This window comes from Pseudomonas sp. 13159349 (assembly GCF_013305685.1).
Taxonomy (GTDB): domain Bacteria; phylum Pseudomonadota; class Gammaproteobacteria; order Pseudomonadales; family Pseudomonadaceae; genus Aquipseudomonas; species Aquipseudomonas asiatica.
Genome location: NZ_CP045553.1, coordinates 2268296 through 2284513 on the forward strand (window position 1 = coordinate 2268296; position 16218 = coordinate 2284513).

Sequence of the window (16218 nt, forward strand, 5' to 3'; positions counted from 1 at the left end):
AGCGGGCACCGTGCATCACATTCAGGCCGCCAGCTCCCTGACGTTGTACAGCAGGCCGCCGGCGGCAATCAGCAGCAGGGCGACCCCCGAGGCCAGGCTGATCATGCGGTTGCTGCGTTGCGAGGCGATCTTGCCGATGGCGAAGATGTAAAGGCTGAGCACGGCAAAATCGATGGCCACCCACAGCAACGACAGCACCACCATGCTCTTGCCGAATGACTCGGTGATCTGGATGAACTGCGGGAAGAAGGCGATGAAGAAGATGATGTCCTTCGGGTTGGAGATGCCCACCATGAAACCTTGCAGCAGCCCGCCGCGGCCAGGCTTGGCGAGGTCGCTTGGCGCCTCGGTTGCAGGCGCCTGCAGGGCTTCCCGCAACGTGCCGACGGCGATGTAGCCGATGAACAGGCAACCCAGCAGGCTCATGGCGCTGAGCCAGGCCTTGTCGATGGCGGCGCTGGTGAGAATGATCCAGGCCGCTGCGCCGATCAGCACCAGTGATGCCCAGTTGGTGCCGACAGCGGTGAACATGGCCTTGCGTGAGCCGGAGGCGGCCGCGGTGTTGACGATCAGTGCCACCACCGGGCCGGGGGTGGCGATCAGTAGCAGGACAGTCAGGGCGTAGGTAGCGGTGAGTGCGGTATTCACGGTCAGGTCTCGATCAGTATGTCGGGTGTTGCCGGCTGTACGGCATGGGCGTGGAACGGGCAGCGGGACGGGTTGAGCGACCCTGCCTCCTGCAGTTGGTACTGCTTCCACTCGTAGTTGTCGGCATCGCCGAAGAAGCCAAGGGTGTCGGGCATGACGCCGTCGTTGTAGTGGTGCACGCGCTCGCGGATGCGTTCGCGGATACGATGGCCGCTTTCGGTGTTGACGTTGGCCACTTCGTCGAAGTTCGCCCGCGGGTTGATGACGAAGGTAATGTGTGGCCCCAGGTTGCGGCTTTTCATCTGCTGGTGGCCGGGGAAGTTCATGTTGATGAACAGCGGCATGCCGGCAAAGCAGAACGACCAGGCATTGTCGTCGGGGTCGGTCGGGATGCCCTGCGGCCAGGGATGCGGGTCGCGCGCGTGCACACCACGCAACACCTTCCAGGCCAGCGCCTGTTGCTCGGCCAGTGTGTAGTCGGCGGCGGTTTCGAGAAACACCACCAGTGGGCTGCCGATACGCTGCTTGGGTGGGATAGGTGCGACGGTGCGCACGTAGTCGGCCAGGCCCATGGCGATGTCATCGGCCAGTTGCCCGGCTCGGGCGAAGAGGATGTGGCAGGTTGCGCCGTTTACCGCCTTGCGGCCGAACAGGCAGGGAAACTCGGGGTTGGCGAGGACACTGCGAAAATGTTCTACGGCTTTGTAGGTCCAATGTCGCGTGTTGCGCACATGGTCAGCGGCCAGCTCTAGCGCATCCAGGCGATAGCAAGTTCCATAACCCGTCGACATGATTTCCCCAGGCGTAAATTTGATGAACGTTCAAGTCACATGCAGGCAGGATCTTGGTTATGTTTATTATTTACCTGCATTTTCCGAGACGTCCTTGACGTTGTAAAACGCGTGGAACTATGACCTACTATTAGTCTTACTCATGCTCGGGGCGTCGCCATGTCGGAACGGATTCAGGCTTTGCACGCGCTGCGTGCCTTCGAGGTAGCCTCTCGCTATGGCTCATTTACCCGTGCCGCGGAAGAGCTGGCCCTGACCCAGGGCGCCGTCAGCCACCACATCAAGACCCTCGAAGCCATGTTCGGCTGCGACCTGTTCGAACGCCGCGGGCCGAAGCTGGCCCTGACCGAGCACGGCCGCCTGCTGGCGCAGGAACTCAAGGTTGGCTTCAAGATCATCGAAAATGCCTGCGCCCTGTTGCGCCAGGACCGCTACGGCCTGCGTCTGAAGGCACCGTCCACGCTGACCGTGCGCTGGCTGCTGCGTGCGCTGGATGCGTTCAAGAAGACCGAGGACAACTGCAGCGTGCAGCTGTCCAGCGTGTGGATGGACATCGACAGCGTGGACTTCTATTCCGAGCCCTACGACTGTGCGATCCTCCTGGCCAACGGGCGTTTTCCCGCCGATATCGAGAGTTTCAAGCTGTTCGATGAATGGCTGATCCCGGTGTGCCACCCGGATTACATGGCCCAGGCGCAACCGGACCTTGCCGATCTGGCCCAGTGCGAATTCCTGCACCCGTCCCCTGACCGGCGCGACTGGCGGCGCTGGCTGGCTCGCATGGACGCGCTGGACATCAGCATCGACCACGGGCAAGTGTTCGATACCCTCGACCAGGGCATCTCGGCCGCACAGCAAGGCCTGGGTATTTCGGTGGTCGACCTGGTGCTGGCCAGTGCCGACCTGCTGGCCGGGCGCCTGGTTACGCCGTTCAAGCACGCGGTGGCCACCGGCGACGGCTATTACATGACCTGGCTCAAGGCCAGCCCCAAGGCGCGGCAGATGCACAAGCTGCGCGAGTTCCTGCTTGGCCAGGTGCCACCGCTGCCCTGCAAGGACATCAATTACCTGTACGGCTGAACACGCGTTCGAGCATGCGCCCGGCCGTCGGCAAGCGCCCGGCGCTGAAAATATTTCGGCAAACACCTGCTGGCCCCAACAAAATGCGCTGCGACGGTGCGTCAGCGGTAGAATCGCCGCAATCAGCACAACAAACGATTCAGAGGTCGACGCGGTGGAGTTGCAGCAGGGCTTTGTCCTGACCCGACATTGGCATGACGCGCCCGAAGGCACCTTCGTGGAGTTCTGGCTGGCCACCGACCAGGGGCCACGGCAGCTGCGCCTGGCGCCACAGGCATCGGTGGCATTCATCCCCCAGGCGCAGGAAGCGCACGCACGGGTGCTGCTGGCCAACGAAGCCGGTGTCGAGCTGCGGCCGCTGCAGCTGAAGGACTTTGACCACCGCCCGGTGCTGGGCCTGTACTGCCGCCAGCACCGGCAACTGATGCAGTTGGAGCAACGCCTGCGCACGGCCGGTATCGAGGTGTTCGAAGCCGATATTCGCCCGCCCGAGCGCTACCTGATGGAGCGCTTCATCACCGCCCCGGTGCAGTTCACCGGCCAACCGGATGCCCAAGGCGTGCTCTGCGATGCCCAGCTCAAGCCCCTGCCGGGTTATCGCCCGCCGCTGCGCCTGGTGTCGCTGGACATCGAGACCAGCGAGCGGGGCGAGCTGTACAGCATTGCCCTGGAAGGCTGTGGCCAGCGCCAGGTGTACATGCTCGGGCCGGCCAACGGCACGGCTGATGGCCTGGACTTCGACCTGCACTACTGCGCCGACCGCGCCGACATACTGGCCTGCCTCAACCTGTGGATGGCCGAGCACGACCCGGATGCAATCGTCGGCTGGAACCTGATCCAGTTCGACCTGCGCCTGCTGCACGAGCACGCCAAGCTGCTGCAGGTACCACTGGCACTGGGACGCAATGGCGCGCCGATGACCTTGCGCAGCCATGCCGGTGGTGGCCACGTGTTCGCCGATGCCCCGGGGCGGCTGCTGATCGACGGCATCGAGGCGCTGCGCTCGGCGACCTGGAGCTTCCCGTCGTTCAGCCTCGAAAGTGTCGCCCAGACCTTGCTCGGTGAAGGCAAGGCCATCGATACGCCGTACCAGCGCATGGATGAAATCAACCGCCGCTTCGCCGAGGACAAGCCGGCGCTGGCGCGCTACAACCTCAAGGATTGCGAGCTGGTGACGCGCATCTTCGCCCACACCCGCCTGCTCGAATTCTTGCTGGAGCGGGCCTCGGTCACCGGCCTTGCGGTGGACCGCAGCGGTGGCTCGGTGGCTGCGTTCTGCCACTTGTACATTCCGCAGATGCACCGCCTGGGCTTCGTCGCGCCCAACCTCGGTAGCCGCCCCGACGAAGCCAGCCCCGGTGGCTTCGTCATGGATTCGCGCCCGGGCCTGTACGACTCGGTGTTGGTGCTGGACTACAAGAGCCTGTACCCGTCGATCATTCGTACCTTCCTGATCGACCCGGTGGGGCTGGTCGAAGGTTTGCGCCTGCCCGACGATGAACACTCGGTGGAAGGCTTCCGGGGTGGGCGTTTTTCCCGTAGCGAGCATTGCCTGCCGGCCATCGTCGAGCGGGTATGGCAGGGCCGGGAAGCAGCCAAGCGCGAGGGCAATGCGCCGCTGTCGCAAGCGCTGAAGATCATCATGAATGCCTTCTACGGGGTGTTGGGTTCGAGCGGCTGCCGCTTCTTCGACCCGCGCCTGGCTTCCTCGATCACCATGCGCGGCCACCAGATCATGCGCCAGACCCGTGCGCTGATCGAAGCCAGGGGCTACGAGGTGATCTACGGCGATACCGACTCCACTTTCGTCTGGCTCAAGGGCGCCCACGGCGAGGAGACTGCAGCACGCATCGGCCGTGAGCTGGTGGCCGAGGTCAACCAGTGGTGGCGCGAACACCTGCGCGAGCAGATGAGCCTGGATAGCGCGCTGGAGCTGCAGTTCGAGGTGCATTACCGGCGCTTCCTGATGCCCACCATCCGCGGTACGGACGAAGGCAGCAAGAAGCGCTACGCCGGGCTGGTGCAGCGGGCCGATGGCAGCGAGCAGATGGTCTACAAGGGCCTGGAGTCGGTGCGTACCGACTGGTCGCCGCTGGCCCGGGAGTTCCAGCAGGAGCTTTATGGCCGGATATTCCGCGGGGAGCCTTACCAGGCGTATGTGCGCGATTATGTACGGCGCACCCTGGCGGGCGAGCTGAATGAGCTGATGGTGTACCGCAAGCGTTTGCGCCGGCCGCTAGTCGATTACCAGCGCAATGTGCCACCGCACGTGCGTGCGGCCCGGCTAGCCGATGACTACAACCGCCGCCTTGGCCGCCCGTTGCAATACCAGCGCGGCGGCTGGATCAGCTATCTGATCACCCTGGCGGGCCCCGAACCCCTGGAAAACCTGCAAGCGCCGGTGGACTACGAGCATTACCTGACGCGGCAGCTGCAGCCGGTGGCCGATGCCATCCTGCCTTTTGTTGGCGACAGTTTCGAAGGGTTGACCGGCCAGCAGCTGGCGCTGTTCTGAAGAGGTGGTACCTATCTAGCTTATCGCTTGGCAAGCCTGCGTCTAGTGTCGGGCCTTTTGATCAGCCCGAGGCGCAACAACGTGACTACACCCAGCCAGGAACAACCGCCAACTGCCGATACGCTGGCCATGGAGCAGGCCTATCAGGACAACCTCATCGTCAAGCGACTGCCCAGATGGATTCGCCGGCTGCGAATCGTATCGCTGACCGAGCAGAACATCCCGGCCAACGGTCTGTATGAATCGCAGCATGCTGCATTACGCGACGCGTTGAAAGACAGCCTGGCCTGTCGACAGTGGCTGGAAAAGGAGCTTGCGCGAATCGAGGGCATCGACCGTTTCGTCAAGCCGCTGCTTCGACACGCCATGCAGGAAGAATTCGGCACCACGGAAAATGTCGATGGCCTGTATTTCAGGCGCTGGTACACCTACACCGCTCCCAGCCAGGGCACCGTGTGGGGGCGCTACCCGGTGGTGGAAAAGGACTATTTCGACGTACCGCTGATCGAGGCGGCACTGGACAACTTCACGCCGGGCGAGGGGCGGAACGAACAGCACAAGGACAACTGCATCGTCGACAGCCTGTCGCAACGGCTCCCCTCACCAACCGCGCCAGCCTTCGCACGCTTGTGCCGCAAGCTGGATCTGGGCAGGCGCTATCAACAGCACCTGGACAGTGTACTCAAAGCGCCGAGCAGCCAGGCAAGCGGCTGGCGCAGCATGGCTTCGACGCTTGCCCAGCTTTACAGCTCGGTCATGCTGATCGATGCGTGCAAGGCCAAGAGTGATGGCGTACTGAACGCCGCTGAACTGGAACTGGTGGTGGACCTGTGCAAGCACGGACGCCCCGGCACGCTCTACGAATCGAAAGTGGTGGCCCGGCAACTGAAGGCGTTCGGCTGCGACTTGCAACAGATCGTGATACTCGATGTATTTCATGACAAGGTCAGCCGCAAGATCATTGTCTATATTCCCGATGACCCCCACGGTCCCTGGACCGCAAGCCCCGACCTGGAAAGCTTCACCCGCAAGGTCTTGGGCAAGCGTCTGCGAGACAAGCGCTATCAGGATTTCTTCAAACGCTTCGTACGCCGGCGCGACAGCCAGCAGTTCTTCTCCAGGGTTGCCAAGGAACTGGTGGGCGTCGCCGATTGGGCAACTCGGGAAATGGACCAGCACATGCGGGACTACCCGCTGCCGTTGTTCGCCCAACTTGCCGCCGCGCGCATTGCCCATATCAAGGACGATGCTGCGCTGATTGCAACGCCGGTGTCAGACCTTGACCGCAAGGCCCAGGAAGCCCATCGGCAAAGGTTGGTTGCCGAGGGTTGGACCCTGGCCACGGTGGCGGGCGTGTTCATCCCCGCACTCAATGCACTGCTGCTGGCGGTAATGGTCTGGGACCTGCTGGGCGAGCTGTTCCAGGCCGTTGAAGACTGGCGCGAGGGCGATACCAGCGCCGCAATGGAGCATGTGCTCAACGTGACCAAAGACCTGGCCGTGATCGGTGTCACCGCCGTGGTATGGCGGGAAGCGAGCCGGGCCTGGGCCGCATTGGACCAGTGGGTGCCAGCGCGCCTGGAAGACGGCAGCGAGAAGCTCTGGAATGGAGACCTGGTGCCGTTTCGCAGCGCTGCACCTCCCGCTGGGGAAGTGGCCGATGCAATGGGCATCTACCGTGCCCAGGACAGAAGCTGGATGATCATGGACGGCCACAACTACGAAATCGTCCAGCGCGCAGATGAAGAGTGGCAACTGGCACCACGAGGTGGTCATGGACCTTTGTTGCGTCACAATGACGCCGGTGCCTGGCGGCTATGGACCGAGCAACCGGCCAGCTGGACAGACAAGCACAGGATGTTCCGCCGCCTTGGTGAGCGTTTCGCTCGCCTGGATGATGAACAGATTGACCAGGCCATGGCCGTCCATGCTCTGGATGCAGACCATCTACGGGCGCTGCATGTGTACGGCCGGCCACCTGAGGCCGAGCTGGTCGATACCGTAGAGCGCCTGCTGATCGATCGCCGGCTGCAAACCCTGCTGGACGATTTGAAGCTCGGGCGGGTGCCGGAGGACGCGCCGTTGCTGGCGAAGGCCCGCGCCCTGCCTGGCGTCACCGAGCAGGGCGGGCCAGCATTGGCGGCGCAGGTCTCGGCAAGGCGGCGCCAGCTGTTTCAACAGGTGTATGACGGGCAGCAGGAGCCAGACGATGCGGCGGTGGCAACCTTGCGCAAGGCGTTCCCGAGCCTGCATTGCCGAGCGGCGCGCGAGCTTGTGGGCGAGCTGTCGGCAGAAGGTGCGGAATTTCAGGCACTGGTCGGCGGCACAGTGCCGCTCCGGTTGGTCGAAAGGGCCAGGCTGAGCGTACTGCGCATACGCGTTGCGCGTGCCTGCGAGGCGCTGTTCATCGAGACGCCCCAGACCCTGGACCAGGCCAAGGTCGCGCTGACACTGTTGGAGACTCTGGATGTCAGGGAGACCAGGCCGCGCTGGCGGCTGTACGATGGCGGTAGCCCGCAGCCGATAATGACTACTGCTGGCGACGGGCAGAACTACAGGCTTGTGCATGACAACGGGCGGTTCGAGCTTGAGAACGCGTTAGGCCTCGAGCTGCGCGGCCCCGGCGAGCTGTTCGAGACCTTGGCGGAAGCGTTTGCCCCGGCCGATCATGCGGCACTCGGTATCACTGAACCCTACGCCCCGAGTTTGAGAGCAGTGTTGGCTCGGCAAATGCCCGGGCACAGCAGGGTACTCGCCCAGGTGTTGGGCAAAAACCCTCGACAGCCATGGATGCTGGCGCCAGTGCGCCTGGAGGATGGCAGGGTCGGATACCCGCTGGGCGGCTGCCAGGGATGCTTTGCCCGGTCTGCGTCTCGACCCCGGGCGTTCGAGGCGCGCCTGCGCGACCTTTACCCAGCGTACAGTGATGAGCAGATCGAAGATTGGCTGACCACCTTGCATGCTTCGGGGCGTGATACCGACACCGAACTCGGTGTGCTCGAAGAGCAGGCCCGCAGGTTGAACGACCACCTGAAAAGCTGGGAGTGGCGAGGGTTGCTGAATCGCGATCGACCCGAGCGCAAGCGGTTTCGCAAAGCACTCATGCAATGCTGGCGGGAACGGGTGCCCGCTCAGGTTCTCGCTCAGCATGAACGTCTGACGGTAACTTGGCAGTTCAGCGCGTATGACCTGCGCTCATTGCCTGAATTGGGCCCACTCTTCAGCTTCCCGCACGTTACCGAGCTTTCCCTGCGCAGCCTGTTGCTGAAGGAGGTACCAGAGCAATTCCTGCTTTCATTCCCCAATCTGAGCTCGCTGGAACTGAGCTACAACAAGTTGCAACGTCTGCCAGAGAGCCTGTCGTTGCTCAATGACTTGCGCATACTCGACTTGTCCGGCAATCGCATCTCTCTGGACGAGTCCCAGGCTCAAGTGCTGGCGCAATGCAGCCGGTTACGCTACCTGAACCTTTCGCACAATCGCTTGAACATGACCTTTTCTGTGGCGCAGATGAACCAGTTGGCCGAACTGCGTTTGCGCAATGCCGGGTTGGTATTGCTGCCCGAGGGCATCACGGATTGTCAGACGTTGTACATGCTCGATGCTTCCAACAACTTCATCAATCTGTTGCCCCCTAACTTCATCCAGTCCCGGTTGTGGCGGGAAGGCTACGTGGCGCTGTCAGGCAATCCTGTGCTGCTGCAACAGGCTGAAGATGTGCAGGAGGCCTGGAACATTCCGGAGGACAGTTCAGTCCCTCACAGGTTTCGTTGGATGGACCGCCTGGACGGTGTGGAACGCGAAAATCTGGGTATCCGCTGGAGCACTATCGAGCAAATGGATGGGGTGACGAACTTCATGCAACTGCTGAAACAGCTTACGCGCTCGCAAGACTTCACCCATCCTCGATATGGGGAAATGCTGGCCTCACGCGTTCTGGCCATGATGGAAAAGGTGGACAACTCAGCAGCACTGGCCAATGAAATTTTCGCCCATGCACTGGTCGAGAACTGCGCCGACAATGCCACGGTGGTCTTCCAGCAGCTTGAAATCCGATGCCTTGTGTGGGACGCCGAGCAGGCTGCCCCCTCTGGCAGCCAGGAACAAGCCCTGGTGAAACTGGCGCGGCAGTTGTGGAGGCAACAGGAGGTTGACTTCATCGCCTTGCGCGAGGCTGAGGCTGCAGGTGCGGGCAATGAGTCGATCGAATGGGCGCTGGCCTACTCGATCCGCTTGCGCGAGGACCTGGGCCTCCCTGGCAACGCGCGGAGCATGCTACACGCGGGCATCCCGGACCTGGATGACGCTTCGGTGATGCGCGCGGCTGATCAAATCAGGCGTAACGAGACAGACCAATCGGTGGCAGTGTGGATGGTCCAGCAACCGTTCTGGAGAAATTATCTCGAGAAACGCTACGTGCGTGAACTGGAAGTGCCGCCAAGTTTTCAGAACCAGTTGGCAGAGGATGCCAATGCCGAGGACGCCGCCAGGTTGATGGCGGAAATCAGGCTGTGGACCGAGAGGACCGAGCTTCAACTGACCATCGAGGCTCTGCAACGGCCGGTATGACCAGGGCGCATTGGACTATGCTCAAGCTACAAGTGATAGAGGTACTTTTTCGGGCTCGGGACGGGGAGCGACCGCACTTGGTAACCGCCGGTTACTGTTCATTCAAACATGGAGGCCTTTTGCTGGTTTACGCTCGCTTGTCGGATCTTTCGCCCTGATCTGTAGTCTTCTGGTTTATCGAGAGAATAAGGAGATACGCATGCTCGTCCGGTCACTGACCCTCGCCACCTTGCTCGCGCTCGTCGGCCCTGTGTTTGCTGCCGACAGTGACGCGCCGCTGGCCAAGGAACTGGGCAAGGCCAGGCCCTTGGTCGTCATTGCGCCCAGCAGCGCCGACCCGACGTTGCGTGGGTTGAACGAGGCTCTCAAGGATCCGGCCACCCAGGCCGCCTTCAAGGAGCGAAACCTGGTGCTCTACAGCGTTGCCAACATGATGGGCAAGCGTGAGGACAAGAACCTGGAGCAGCAGACTACCATGGCCTTGATCCGCGAGTTGAAGCTGGGTGCCAGCAAAGGCACCAAGGTGATCCTGGTGGGCAAGGACGGTGAACGGCACATGCTCAAGGACGATGAGGAGGGCGGGGCCATTGACCCGCAGGTTATTTTCAAGGCGGTCGATGAGCTGCCTGCCAGCGAAAAAGCCATGACGGCGCCCGAACCTGTGGCTGCAGCGGCACCGGAAGCCAAGGCCAAGGACAGCAAGCCCGCCAAGCCCGCCAAACCTGCCGCGCCGCCCAAGCCGCTGGAAGACTGACCCTGCACGACGGCCCCGAGGCACCTTGGGGCCGTTGTGTATCCCACTGTATCTGCCCACGCTGCAGACCCATTCCCATACAAAACCGCACCCCGCGCGATACATCCACGACATACCGCAACGGCCTAATGGCTCCACATTCCAACCACAGTGGAGCGACACCATGACTCAAGTACGAAACACCCTCGGCCTGCTCGGCGCTGCCCTGATCGGCAGCATGGCTTTGAGCAGCAGCGCTTTTGCCGTCGAGCCGTTGGCCCAGGGTTACCAGCTGGCTTCGGCCAAGGTGGCAGGCGAGGGCAAGTGTGGTGAAGGCAAATGTGGTGGCAGCGCAAAGGCCACCCAAGGCGAAGGCAAATGCGGTGAGGGCAAGTGCGGCGCCAGCGCCAAGGCCGGGGCCGAAGGCAAGTGTGGCGAGGGCAAGTGTGGTGATGCCTCGTTCGCCAAGACCGACAGCAACCACGACGGCAAGGTCTCTCGCGACGAGTTCCTGGCGGTGGCCAAGGACCGTGCCGGCGACTTCGACAAGATCGACAGCAACCATGATGGCTTCATCTCCGAACAGGAGGCGGCGGATCACCTCAAGGCGATCTACCAGGCTAATGGCAAGGCCATGCCCGAAGGATTGTTCAGCCACCTGACCGGCAAGTCCTGACCTTCTGCCCCATGAACCGCGCAACGCCCCTCCTGCTGGTCAGGCGGGGCGTTGTGCCTGTTGCGGAGACCTGTTCATGCACCCCACATCTTTGCCCCCTGCACCGTTACAGACCGGGCTTGGCCTGCGCCGCGGCCTGTTGCCGGAACTGCTGGCCATGGAGGCTGGCGCCGTGGACTTCCTGGAATGCGCACCGGAAAACTGGATTGCCGTGGGTGGTGCCTATGGCAAGGGCCTGGCGCAGTTGGCCGAGCGTTTTGCCATTACCTGCCACGGGCTGTCGTTGTCGCTGGGTGGCAGCGAGCCGCTGGACCGCCATTTCCTTGGCCAGACCCGCCAGTTTCTCGATCGCCACCAGGTGCGCCTGTACAGCGAGCACCTGAGCTACTGCAGTGATGACGGGCACCTGTATGACCTGATGCCCATTCCGTTCACCGACGAAGCGGTGCACCATGTGGCCGCGCGGATTCGCCAGGCCCAGGAACACCTGGAGCGGCGTATTGCCGTGGAAAACATCAGCTACTACGCGGCGCCGTACCAGGCGTTGAGCGAACTCGATTTCATCCGTGCGGTCCTCGATGAGGCCGACTGCGACCTGCTGCTGGACGTCAACAACGTATTCGTCAACGCCTGCAATCACGGCTACGACGCCCGCGAATTCCTGGCGGGCTTGCCCCAGGCGCGGGTCACCGGCATGCACGTGGCTGGCCATTACGATGAAGCGCCGGACCTCAAGGTAGACACCCATGGGGCTGCGGTGAAGGAGGATGTGTGGGCGCTGTACGCGGTCGCCTGTAAGCGTTTCGGTGTGCAACCGACGGTACTCGAGCGTGATTTCAACTACCCGCCGCTGGTCGAACTGCTCGCCGAAACGGCGCGCATCCGTGCTGTGCAGCGTGCTTCTGGAGGGCATGCAGATGAATGAGGCCTTGCGTGAGCAGCAGTACACCTTGGCCCGACACCTGCGTGACCCGCAGCGCCATGCGCCGCCGCCGGGCGTGGAGGCCCGGCGCCTGAAGGTTTACCGCGAGCTGTTCTATGGTGCTATCGAAGGTTTGCTGGCCGGCAGTTTTCCGGTGATGCGCCAGGCGTTGGGTGAACCGCGCTGGCATGCCCGAGTGCGAGACTTCTATGCCAACTATCGCAGCCAGACACCGTTGTTCACCGAGATTGCCGAAGCGTTCGTCGATTACCTGCAAGGCATCGAACTGGATGCACCCTGGCAGCTGGAGCTGGCGCACTATGAGTGGGTCGAGGCGCAGTTGTATCTGAGCGATGCGCAGGACCCGCCCCATGACCCGGCAGGCGACCTGCTGGAAGGGGAGCCACTGTTGTCGTGTGTGGCGCGGGTGTTGGCCTATCGCTGGCCGGTGGAGCGGATCGGGGCGGATTACCAGCCAGCGGTCGCGCCAGAGGCGCCGACCTTGTTGCTGGTTTATCGCGATGCGGGGCTGAAGGTGCGCTTCGCGCGCCTGGCGCCGCTGGCGTACCGGTTGCTGGCGCTGGAACAGGGCAGTGGGCGGGCGCGGTTGCAGGCGTTGGGCGGTGCTGTGGAGGAGGGGCTGCCGTTGCTGGAGGGGCTGCGCGAGCAGGGGGTCATCATCGGTACATGTTGAATCGTGGTATTGGGGCGCTTTGCGCCCAATCGCCGGCAAGCCAGCTCCCACAGGTACAGCGCATGCCCAGAATCTTGCGCAGTACCTGTGGGAGCTGGCTTGTCGTGGCGACGAACCGCGGCGATGGGCTGCAACGCAGCCCCGGCGATATCACCTGCAGAACCGCCCTCTGAGCCAATGATCCAGGCTCAACCGCCCAGCCCCTTTCAGCAGCAGTGGCAGCAACGCCACCAGGTAGATCAGCGGCAGCTTGAAGTTGCCAAAGCCCTGGTCGGTAATCGCATAACCTTGGGCCAGTTCGGCCAGGCTCGACCAGTGCGCCGGCCAATGCACCGCGGCAATCGCCACCACGGTCACCACCATCAGCCCAAACGAGGCCAGCCGGGTACCCAGCCCCAACAACAGCAGTAACGGCAGGATCAGCTCCGCCCACATCGACAGCTGCCAGTTCAGCTCTGCAGGCAGCAGGTTGAAGGGGAACGGGAAGTTCGCCTGCAGGTCGGCGAACCAGTTGCTGCCATTGAATTTCTCCCAGCCGGATTCAAAAAACTCCCAGGCCAGAAACAGCCGCAATGGCAGGTCGGCGCTCCAGGTACCGAAGCGGTCGAAGGTGGTCAGGGTGCGGGTCAAGGTGGTCATGTTGGATTCTCTCTTCAGGAAAGGGCACGGGCGTTACGGCGTTGCTGACGGGCCAGCTTGGCGGTGAGCTTGACGGCGATGGCGCTGAACATCAGGGCGAACGCCAGCGGGTACCAGCCGCCCATGGGGATGCGTTTGTAGAACGACAGGCAGAACACCGCGGCCAGTACCCACATGCCGGTACTGTGCAGGGCCTGCCAGGCATGGCCACCCAACAGGCGCATCGGGGCCTTGAACGAGGTGATGGTGAGCAGCAGCAGGAACAGGTAGCCGAGGGTGCCGGGCAGGCTGGAAGTAAACGTGCGGCCGGCCCAGAACAGCTCGGGGAATTGCTGGGCATAGCGGTAGATCAGTACGCCGTGCACGGTGTGGGAAAAGGCGAATGCCAACCCCAGATAGCGCCGTTCCTGGAGGATGCGGCGGCTGCTGGTGCCAGGCAGCAAGGTCACCAGCGACGAGGCCAGAAAGGCCAGCAGGAATAGCGCGAAGGAGCTGCGCGCAGTGGCACGGATCGCACTGCGCAGGCCGTCCGGATCAGGTTGGCTGGCCAGGACCACGGCGGTCATCGCCAGGGTCAGGCCGGCGAGCGTGGCGAACAGCTTCCAGCCGGAGGGAAGGGTGAGGGGTTTCATCAGGGAGGCTCCCGGGGTGTGGTTGTGTGACCGGGAGTGTGTCGGGGTGGGGTATCTGCAGTGTGTCGGCGGTGGTGGGGTTGTGTATCGGATTGTAGAAGTCGCTCAAGCGCCGCAGTCCCTGTAGGAGCGGCCTTGTGTCGCGATGGGCTGCGAAGCAGCCCCAGGTTTTCAGCTTCGCCGCATGAATTGCCGGGGCCGCTTTGCGGCCCGATCGCGACACAAGGCCGCTCCTACCTGAGATTGCCTTACTTCAGCTCGATCTGCGCGCACAGCCCGCCGCCTGCGCGGTTGCTCAGGGTCAGTCGGCCGCCCATGGCCTGGATCAGCTGATGGGCAATCGCCAACCCCAGCCCGGTGCCGCCGGTGCTGCGGTTGCGTGAGCCTTCCACGCGATAGAACGGCTTGAGTACTTCATCCAGTTCGCCACCGGGGATGCCTGGCCCGTTGTCGAGCACTCGGATCACGGTCAGGTCCCCTTCGCGGCATACCTCCAGCTCGGCAGCACCAGCAAACTTGAGGGCGTTGTCCACCAGGTTCACCAGCACCCGACGCAGGGCATGCGGGCGGGTTTCCAGCAGGCTGCCGCTGCTGCCATGGCGCAGCACCTGGGCACCACTGTCCTGGTAGTCGAACACCAGGCTGTCGAGAAAGGCATCGAGGTTGACCCGGCACGGTGCCTCGGTGCTGGTATCCATGCTGCGGGCATAGGCAACGCCTTCGCGCACCAGATGCTCCATCTCGCCAAGGTCGTTCCACAGCTTGTCCTTCTCTACTCCTTCGTCCATCACTTCGACACGCAGTTTCATGCGCGTGATCGGTGTTTGCAGGTCGTGGGAAATGGCCGCCAGCAACTGCATGCGTTCCTTGAGGTAGGCAGCGATGCGCGCCTGCAGGGCGTTGAAGGCCACGGCGGCGTAGCGCACCTCGCGCGGGCCGCTTTCATCCAGCTGCACGCCAGGCTTGTCCGGGTCGAGATTGTCCACCGCGCGGGCCAGACGGGTCAGCGGGCCGATCGCCAGGCGTACCGCCAGCCAGGTGCACAGCAACAGCACGGCCAACTGGATCAGCAGCACCACGGGCAGCCAACGTGCCACCGGGAGCGGCGACGGGGTTACGTCGATGGTCAGCGGAGCGCCATCGGCGAGGGTCAGGTGGGCCTGGAAGTGCGCATTCGGGCCGGGGATTTCCTGGAAGGAAAGGCGATAGTCGGCGCCAATGGCCTTGACGATCGAGTCCGCGGCCATGGGCGGGTCGCTGGTCGGCATGGCTTCGCCCGCCAGGCCCTGGTCCAGCCGGTAGCGGTAGGTACGCCGCTCCAGACGCGGCAGCCAGGCGGGGCGCTCGGCCGCGGGCAGGCGGTCGAGGATGGCCACCGAGGTGGCCACGTCCTGCTCCAGGGTGCTGAGCATCATCGAGCGGCTGCTGATGTAGCGCTCGTAGGCCTGCAGCCCGAACGACAGGCCGTAGGCCAGCACCAGGCCGGTGAAGAAGATAAGTGCCAGGCGCGAGGCCAGGGTACGTGGCCACTTCATGATGGTGACTCGAGCAGTTGCACCGGCAGCGAGAACACGTAGCCCTCGCTGCGCACGGTCTTGATGCAGCTGGGTTCGCGGGCGTCGTCACCCAGGCGCTGGCGCAGGCGGCTGACCAGCAGGTCGATGGAGCGGTCGAAGATGTCGGCTTCGCGGCCCTGGGTCAGGTTGAGCAACTGCTCACGGCTGAGCACCCGCTGCGGGTGGTCGAGAAACACCCGCAGCAGGCGGTATTCGGCACCGCTCAGGGCTACCAGGGTGCCTTCGCTGTCGAGCAGGTGGCGCGCGGTGGTGTCCAGCCGCCACTGGCCGAAGCCGAGCAGGCGGCTGCTTTCGCTGATGGTCAGGTTGGGCGGCAGCATGCGCGTGCGGCGCAGCACGGCGTTGATGCGGGCCAGCAGTTCCCGGGCCGAGAACGGCTTGGTCAGGTAATCGTCGGCGCCCATTTCCAGGCCGATGATGCGGTCGGTTTCGTCGTTGCGGGCGGTCAGCATCAGCACCGGGGTGTTGCGGTGCTTGCCGGCGCGCAGCTCGCGGCACAACAGCAGGCCGTCGTCGCCGGGCATCATGATGTCCAGAACGATCAGGTCGACGCTGTTGGCTTCGAGAAAGGCGCGCATCTGCCGGCCGTCGGCGACGATGCTGGTGCGCAGGCCGTTCTTCTTCAGGTAGTTGCCGACCAGTTCGCGGATTTCGCGGTCGTCGTCGACGATCAGGATGTGATCGACGTGTTCCATGCGCTGCGTTCCTGTTCAAGAGGGGATGGGCGCAGTGTACCGAGCGC

13 protein-coding genes are annotated in these 16218 nt (G+C 63.2%); 7 read left to right on the forward strand and 6 right to left on the reverse strand.

Translation table 11 applies throughout. From position 1 onward, the window contains the following. Window positions 1–21: 21 nt before the first annotated feature. Together GEV38_RS10710 and GEV38_RS10715 are read right to left on the reverse strand one after the other, a co-directional pair. Window positions 22–648, reverse strand: a complete 627-nt coding sequence (locus tag GEV38_RS10710; protein WP_015269754.1) for a LysE family translocator — start codon at window positions 646–648, stop codon at window positions 22–24. Between the two features lie 2 nt (window positions 649–650). Beyond that, on the reverse strand, window positions 651–1439 hold the full coding sequence (locus GEV38_RS10715) for a YqcI/YcgG family protein (RefSeq protein ID WP_015269755.1): 789 nt from the start codon (window positions 1437–1439) through the stop codon (window positions 651–653). 159 nt (window positions 1440–1598) lie between these two features. On the opposite strand from GEV38_RS10715, the gene GEV38_RS10720 reads away from it, so the two are divergent. From GEV38_RS10720 to GEV38_RS10750, 7 genes are all read left to right on the forward strand, one after another. Beyond that, a complete protein-coding gene (locus tag GEV38_RS10720) occupies window positions 1599–2519 on the forward strand; it encodes a LysR substrate-binding domain-containing protein (protein ID WP_003260436.1) in 921 nt (306 codons plus the stop codon). Window positions 2520–2673: 154 nt separating this feature from the next. Further along, a complete protein-coding gene (locus tag GEV38_RS10725) occupies window positions 2674–5034 on the forward strand; it encodes a DNA polymerase II (RefSeq protein WP_015269756.1) in 2361 nt (786 codons plus the stop codon). 81 nt (window positions 5035–5115) lie between these two features. Beyond that, on the forward strand, window positions 5116–9603 hold the full coding sequence (locus tag GEV38_RS10730) for an NEL-type E3 ubiquitin ligase domain-containing protein (protein WP_173895793.1): 4488 nt from the start codon (window positions 5116–5118) through the stop codon (window positions 9601–9603). Between the two features lie 199 nt (window positions 9604–9802). Then, window positions 9803–10357 (forward strand): DUF4174 domain-containing protein, encoded by a 555-nt coding sequence (locus GEV38_RS10735; RefSeq protein WP_015269758.1) that lies wholly within the window; start codon window positions 9803–9805, stop codon window positions 10355–10357. Between the two features lie 163 nt (window positions 10358–10520). Next, on the forward strand, window positions 10521–11012 hold the full coding sequence (locus tag GEV38_RS10740) for a hypothetical protein (protein WP_013971966.1): 492 nt from the start codon (window positions 10521–10523) through the stop codon (window positions 11010–11012). A 76-nt stretch (window positions 11013–11088) separates the two neighbouring features. Continuing rightward, entirely contained in the window at window positions 11089–11937 is an 849-nt protein-coding gene (locus tag GEV38_RS10745; protein WP_015269759.1) for a DUF692 domain-containing protein, read from the forward strand. Further along, complete coding sequence (locus GEV38_RS10750) at window positions 11930–12628, forward strand: DUF2063 domain-containing protein (RefSeq protein ID WP_173895802.1); 699 nt, start codon at window positions 11930–11932, stop codon at window positions 12626–12628. Before GEV38_RS10745 ends, GEV38_RS10750 begins: the two co-directional genes overlap by 8 nt. 150 nt (window positions 12629–12778) lie before the next feature. Here the strand turns inward: GEV38_RS10750 and GEV38_RS10755 are convergent, their stop codons facing one another. The 4 genes from GEV38_RS10755 to GEV38_RS10770 all read right to left on the reverse strand — a co-directional run bounded on the left by GEV38_RS10755 (window position 12779) and on the right by GEV38_RS10770 (window position 16171). Beyond that, window positions 12779–13267, reverse strand: coding sequence for a DoxX family protein (locus tag GEV38_RS10755; protein WP_054572705.1), 489 nt, complete (start codon window positions 13265–13267; stop codon window positions 12779–12781). Between the two features lie 14 nt (window positions 13268–13281). After that, window positions 13282–13899, reverse strand: coding sequence for a ferric reductase-like transmembrane domain-containing protein (locus tag GEV38_RS10760; RefSeq protein WP_015269762.1), 618 nt, complete (start codon window positions 13897–13899; stop codon window positions 13282–13284). Window positions 13900–14147: 248 nt separating this feature from the next. Beyond that, window positions 14148–15434 (reverse strand): HAMP domain-containing sensor histidine kinase, encoded by a 1287-nt coding sequence (locus GEV38_RS10765; protein WP_015269763.1) that lies wholly within the window; start codon window positions 15432–15434, stop codon window positions 14148–14150. Next, window positions 15431–16171 (reverse strand): response regulator, encoded by a 741-nt coding sequence (locus tag GEV38_RS10770; RefSeq protein WP_003250463.1) that lies wholly within the window; start codon window positions 16169–16171, stop codon window positions 15431–15433. Before GEV38_RS10770 ends, GEV38_RS10765 begins: the two co-directional genes overlap by 4 nt. Between the last annotated feature and the right edge of the window lie 47 nt (window positions 16172–16218).

Bases quoted from the DNA above. Each gene is read 5' to 3' on its own strand.
- GEV38_RS10715 (WP_015269755.1), bottom strand. From the start codon at position 1,439: ATGTCGACGGGTTATGGAACTTGCTATCGCCTGGATGCGCTAGAGCTG.
- GEV38_RS10720 (WP_003260436.1), top strand. From the start codon at position 1,599: ATGTCGGAACGGATTCAGGCTTTGCACGCGCTGCGTGCCTTCGAGGTA.
- GEV38_RS10735 (WP_015269758.1), top strand. From the start codon at position 9,803: ATGCTCGTCCGGTCACTGACCCTCGCCACCTTGCTCGCGCTCGTCGGC.
- GEV38_RS10740 (WP_013971966.1), top strand. From the start codon at position 10,521: ATGACTCAAGTACGAAACACCCTCGGCCTGCTCGGCGCTGCCCTGATC.
- GEV38_RS10745 (WP_015269759.1), top strand. From the start codon at position 11,089: ATGCACCCCACATCTTTGCCCCCTGCACCGTTACAGACCGGGCTTGGC.
- GEV38_RS10750 (WP_173895802.1), top strand. From the start codon at position 11,930: ATGAATGAGGCCTTGCGTGAGCAGCAGTACACCTTGGCCCGACACCTG.
- GEV38_RS10755 (WP_054572705.1), bottom strand. From the start codon at position 13,267: ATGACCACCTTGACCCGCACCCTGACCACCTTCGACCGCTTCGGTACC.
- GEV38_RS10760 (WP_015269762.1), bottom strand. From the start codon at position 13,899: ATGAAACCCCTCACCCTTCCCTCCGGCTGGAAGCTGTTCGCCACGCTC.
- GEV38_RS10765 (WP_015269763.1), bottom strand. From the start codon at position 15,434: ATGAAGTGGCCACGTACCCTGGCCTCGCGCCTGGCACTTATCTTCTTC.
- GEV38_RS10770 (WP_003250463.1), bottom strand. From the start codon at position 16,171: ATGGAACACGTCGATCACATCCTGATCGTCGACGACGACCGCGAAATC.